Here is a 3,974-nt window from a genome sequence, read left to right as displayed (position 1 = left end):
CGCCTTGGTGCGCTTCGTGCTCTTGCCCTTGGGACTCGTCTTCTTCGTTGCCATGCTCGTGCTCCTTTCGCAGTTCGAGCGGTTGAAATGGGCGCAGCGTCGAACGTCGACGCGGCGCGTGATGGGTCAGTTCTTCGCCGGCAGCGGCGTGATCTCGATCTTGCGCCCGCAGGCGGGGCACACGGCCTTGGTTGGCCGCACCGACTGGCGGCCCGCTTCGTACGCGTGCTCAAGCGCGAGGCGAATGTTGGCCACGCCCAGAGAATGGAAGTCTTGGCCATCGCGCCCACGCACCTCCAGCGTTTCAAGGTACAGGTCATCGCGGGCGATGGTCATCAGTTTGTTGTCGCGTGTGCTGATCATGCGTCCTCACTTTCGCGGGCGGCTCATTCCGCCCGGCGCTGCACACATGAAGGCCTGCAAGGCGCGAAGATGCAAGGGGAATCGAGCAGGATTTCAGCACATTTCGCAGATTCGCATCGGCGGACTCGGATTCTGGTAGGCTGCCGCGCACGGGCCGCGACGTTCGCCCAGGGCGGCGATCGACGCACCGGGCGGCGACAACGCGGCCGCTGGTACCAGGACGCCGCACGGGCCAACGTCGGCGGCGGAAGGGCAGGTGCGGCGTGATCAACTCGCAGGGCGAATCGCTGGTCTGGCGGTGGACCGATGGCAGCCGGGCGCACCTGTTCCGCCCGGCGCGGGCCATTCGCACCGAATGCAGCGCTTACTTCTCGCGCCCGATCATCGGCTCATATGACGGCTGCAGCAAGGCGATGGTTGCCGGCGGCATTTCGCCTCGTGGATTCTGCCGTGCGTGCCAGCGCATCGAAGCGAAGATCGGAGGCGCGGGATGAAGCGAAACGAACAGGACGAACGTGCCTTGCATGGGCTGCTCAATACGAGCGTCGATGACTGCCGGTCGCACATCGACAATATGGACGACATCGAGTTTCTCCAGCGCCTCTGGGGCGCATGCCAGGCCCGCGGTCACAAGACGCGAGCGACCATCGTGCGCCGCCGCATCAACAAACTCCTGGACGCGAAGCGAGGCAAAGCGTGAGCACACCAGCCACGGAGACGCTGAGGTCAGAGTCTGTTGTGCACGTGATCTGCGAGCGCTGCGGCATCGGCTACTACGCGGATGCGCTGTCCCGCAGCCTGTTCCCGATGGATGGCCCGGAAATCTGCGGGTTGTGCATGACCGCGGACTGGCCGCGCTTCGATCATGTCTGGTGTCGATGTAAGTCGGGAGGCACGTCGTGAAGTGCCTCAGCCTTTGGCAACCCTGGGCATCGGCGATCGCGATCGGATCGAAGCGCATCGAGACGCGATGTTGGGCCACGTCATACCGCGGCCCGCTTCTCATCCACGCCGCGAAGCGCTGTCGCGTCGGCGAACTGCGAGAACTCGAACAACAGAACATTTGGCGTGGCGCGATGCTTCCGCTCGTTGCGCTCAACGATCACTTCAAGGACTGGCTGCCGTTTGGTGCAATCGTGGCCATCGCTGATCTCGTCGATTGCTGGCCGACGTATTACTTCGATTCTTCCGTCGATCTGGATGTGCCGCGCCACGCGGTCGGGATTGAGCGTACGCGGTGCTTCGACTGGTGCGAGAGGAACATGGGCGACTTCGGCCCAGGCCGCTTCGGCTGGGTGCTCGACAACGTGCGCCGCATCCATCCCGCGATTCCGTACCGCGGATTCCAGCAGCTCTTCGAAGTGCCTGACAGCCTGCTGGCCGAACATGGAGTTTTGACAGGAGCAACCGCGTGAACGATCAGATGCAGCAGTTCCAGACCGCTCTCGTGAAACTCGATCGAGCCGTTGGCGCCCTGATCGATCGCGACGTCGAGGATGACAATCTCCGCGATGCCCGATGCCTGCTCACCAGCGCACTGATGCGTTCATGCGGAGTATCGCAGCTACTGCAACGATTCGTGTTCGAGCCTGAGAATGTCTCGATCGTTTACGCACGTCCCGTATTGAAGGCGGTCCACGACGCGTTCGGCGCACCCGGCGACTGGGGCGGCGATCTGTGCGATGCGCTGCGAGCAATCTACAACGTCAGACTGGAGGCCCAGCCCTCACGAAGTGAATGAGTAAAAGCGGGGCGGGCGACGTCCAGCGGGGATGCGCCTGCGTGCGAGAGATCACCTCGCGTCGCATTTTTTCACCCCGCCGCTTACCTGCCGAGCATCGAGGCTCGGCTTGCGCAAATACGTCCAGCGGAGAACAGGGTCATGGATGACTCTTCGGACGAATCAGAGGCTGACTTCACCGGCCGGCTACGTCGGCGGGAAGTGCCGCATCGCACCCCAGATCATCAAGCGCCTGCCCACCGACCGCGCGTGCTACGTCGAGGTCTTCGGGGGCATGGGCCACGTGATGAGCCAGAAGGACCCCGAGCCCAACGAGGTCTTCAACGACATCCAGTCGATCGTCGTCACGTTTTGGCTCGTGCTGCGCGATCACCGCGAGACGCTGATCGAACGCGTGCGCGGCATGCCCTACAGCCGGGAAGAGCACGATCGCATTCTCGCCTGGTGGGACGCGGGCTGTCCTGGGCCGGTCACCGACATCGAGCGATCCGCACGATGGGTGTACCTGCTCAAGACCTCGTTCTCATCACTCGTCGGCAACCCGTACGGCTACGCGCGCAAGGGCAACGGCAAGGCGAGCGGCTGGGTGAATCTGCCCGGGCGCATCGACGCGATCTCGGAGCGGTGGCGCGGCGTGCACATCGAGCACCTGGACTTTTCCGACATCATCCCGCGCTACGACGATGTCGGCACCGTGTTCTATTGCGATCCGCCGTACGTCGACTGCGAGGAGTACTACGCGGCGAGCGGCTTCAGCCAGACCGACCACGCACGCCTCGCCGGCTGCCTGGATGCGATCGAGGGCCGTGCCATCGTGTCGTACTACGAGCACAAGCTCATCGACGAGTTGTACCCGCGCAGCAAGTGGCGCCGGGCGAAGATCGCCGCGTTCAAGAGCGCCTGTCCGCTCGTGCGCGGGGGCGCGCAAACGCGGCCGCGATCAACCGAACTGCTGCTGATGAACTTCGACCCGAAGACGGGACGGCGACTCGATGAGCGATCGAGATCGACAAAGCGAAAGCGGCGTGCGGCCGACGCCTGAGACGATCGAACGGCGCGCTGTCGCCGTGGTGCAGATCCTCGAAATGCACCGCGGCGACGGCTCGTTCGTCAGCGCGGCGGACCTGGCCTCGCAGATCGGGCTGCCGGCGGCGATGGGCCACGAGACCAGGAGGCGGCGAATCAGGGAGGCCGTGCGCCGCGCACGCGAGCTGCTGCGCGAGCAGGGGGCTGAGGCGGTGCTCGTGGCCAACAGCCAGGGCTACGCGCTCACCGGCGATGGCGAGAAGATCCGCTCCTGGCTGGCCGGCCGGCGCCGGGCCGGCCTGACAGACCTGGTGGAGGTTCACCGCACCGAGCGATCGCCGGCCGTCGACGCGGCCACGGGCCAGACGCTGCTCTTCAAACCGCAACCGACGTACAGGATCTGATGCGTGCAATGGATCGCGCCGCAAAACTCGAATGCCTCACGTCGTTCCTGGCCGATGATTGCCGCTGTGACCTGGTCGCGTTCGATGAGATCGAAGAGCATGACGTCCGCACGCACATCGTGCTTGAGTGCTGGACGGCGGACCATCGCGCATTCCGATGCAGCTGGTTGGCCGACAGGTTCGACCGGTTGTCGATCGAGATCATCGGCAACCAGGTGCAGCGAGCCTATCGTGGCGCACACGGTCTCAAGGTGCCCGAGTGGGCCGATGAGGGCACCGATTGACACCCCTTCAACGGGCGGTCAAACAGGCTTCGAGGGGCGCGCACCTTGGCGCGCAGCGCGCACCTTCAAGCCGCGCGCGATCGGCGTTCGTGCGGCGGGATCGGCGAGTCTGGCGGTTTCGCTGTGTCGCGGCCGCGCCCGATTCGGCCTGGCGTG

The 3,974-nt window shown here is 64.7% G+C and carries 9 protein-coding genes; 8 read left to right on the top strand and 1 reads right to left on the bottom strand.

Translation table 11 applies throughout. The features are described from left to right. Nucleotides 1-126: 126 nt before the first annotated feature. Nucleotides 127-363, bottom strand: coding sequence for a hypothetical protein (locus IT430_04015; protein MCC6907085.1), 237 nt, complete (start codon nt 361-363; stop codon nt 127-129). Nucleotides 364-626: 263 nt separating this feature from the next. Here IT430_04015 and IT430_04010 point away from each other — a divergent pair, with 263 nt between their 5' ends. The 8 genes from IT430_04010 to IT430_03975 all read left to right on the top strand — a co-directional run bounded on the left by IT430_04010 (nt 627) and on the right by IT430_03975 (nt 3,818). Further along, nucleotides 627-857: a hypothetical protein gene (locus tag IT430_04010; GenBank protein MCC6907084.1), complete on the top strand. Its 231-nt coding sequence runs from the start codon at nt 627-629 to the stop codon at nt 855-857. After that, nucleotides 854-1,063, top strand: coding sequence for a hypothetical protein (locus IT430_04005; GenBank protein MCC6907083.1), 210 nt, complete (start codon nt 854-856; stop codon nt 1,061-1,063). Before IT430_04010 ends, IT430_04005 begins: the two co-directional genes overlap by 4 nt. Next, on the top strand, nt 1,060-1,266 hold the full coding sequence (locus IT430_04000; protein ID MCC6907082.1) for a hypothetical protein: 207 nt from the start codon (nt 1,060-1,062) through the stop codon (nt 1,264-1,266). The genes IT430_04005 and IT430_04000 overlap by 4 nt, the downstream gene beginning before the upstream one ends. Next, nucleotides 1,263-1,778 (top strand): ASCH domain-containing protein, encoded by a 516-nt coding sequence (locus tag IT430_03995; GenBank protein MCC6907081.1) that lies wholly within the window; start codon nt 1,263-1,265, stop codon nt 1,776-1,778. The genes IT430_04000 and IT430_03995 overlap by 4 nt, the downstream gene beginning before the upstream one ends. Beyond that, nucleotides 1,775-2,104, top strand: coding sequence for a hypothetical protein (locus tag IT430_03990; protein MCC6907080.1), 330 nt, complete (start codon nt 1,775-1,777; stop codon nt 2,102-2,104). The genes IT430_03995 and IT430_03990 overlap by 4 nt, the downstream gene beginning before the upstream one ends. Before the next feature lie 145 nt (nt 2,105-2,249). Further along, a complete protein-coding gene (locus IT430_03985) occupies nt 2,250-3,146 on the top strand; it encodes a DNA adenine methylase (protein MCC6907079.1) in 897 nt (298 codons plus the stop codon). Beyond that, entirely contained in the window at nt 3,097-3,534 is a 438-nt protein-coding gene (locus IT430_03980) for a hypothetical protein (protein ID MCC6907078.1), read from the top strand. The genes IT430_03985 and IT430_03980 overlap by 50 nt, the downstream gene beginning before the upstream one ends. An 8-nt stretch (nt 3,535-3,542) precedes the next feature. After that, nucleotides 3,543-3,818, top strand: a complete 276-nt coding sequence (locus tag IT430_03975; GenBank protein ID MCC6907077.1) for a hypothetical protein — start codon at nt 3,543-3,545, stop codon at nt 3,816-3,818. Nucleotides 3,819-3,974: the final 156 nt, after the last annotated feature.

The sequence above is a fragment of the Phycisphaerales bacterium genome, assembly GCA_020852515.1.
Lineage (GTDB): Bacteria > Planctomycetota > Phycisphaerae > Phycisphaerales > UBA5793 > UBA5793.
The sequence above is the reverse complement of the archived record's forward strand: the minus strand, read 5'-3'. Positions and strand labels throughout refer to the sequence as shown.

Coding starts and splice junctions, on each gene's coding strand:
- IT430_04015 (MCC6907085.1), bottom strand. CDS start 363: ATGATCAGCACACGCGACAACAAACTGATGACCATCGCCCGCGATGAC.
- IT430_04005 (MCC6907083.1), top strand. CDS start 854: ATGAAGCGAAACGAACAGGACGAACGTGCCTTGCATGGGCTGCTCAAT.
- IT430_03985 (MCC6907079.1), top strand. CDS start 2,250: ATGACTCTTCGGACGAATCAGAGGCTGACTTCACCGGCCGGCTACGTC.
- IT430_03980 (MCC6907078.1), top strand. CDS start 3,097: ATGAGCGATCGAGATCGACAAAGCGAAAGCGGCGTGCGGCCGACGCCT.
- IT430_03975 (MCC6907077.1), top strand. CDS start 3,543: ATGGATCGCGCCGCAAAACTCGAATGCCTCACGTCGTTCCTGGCCGAT.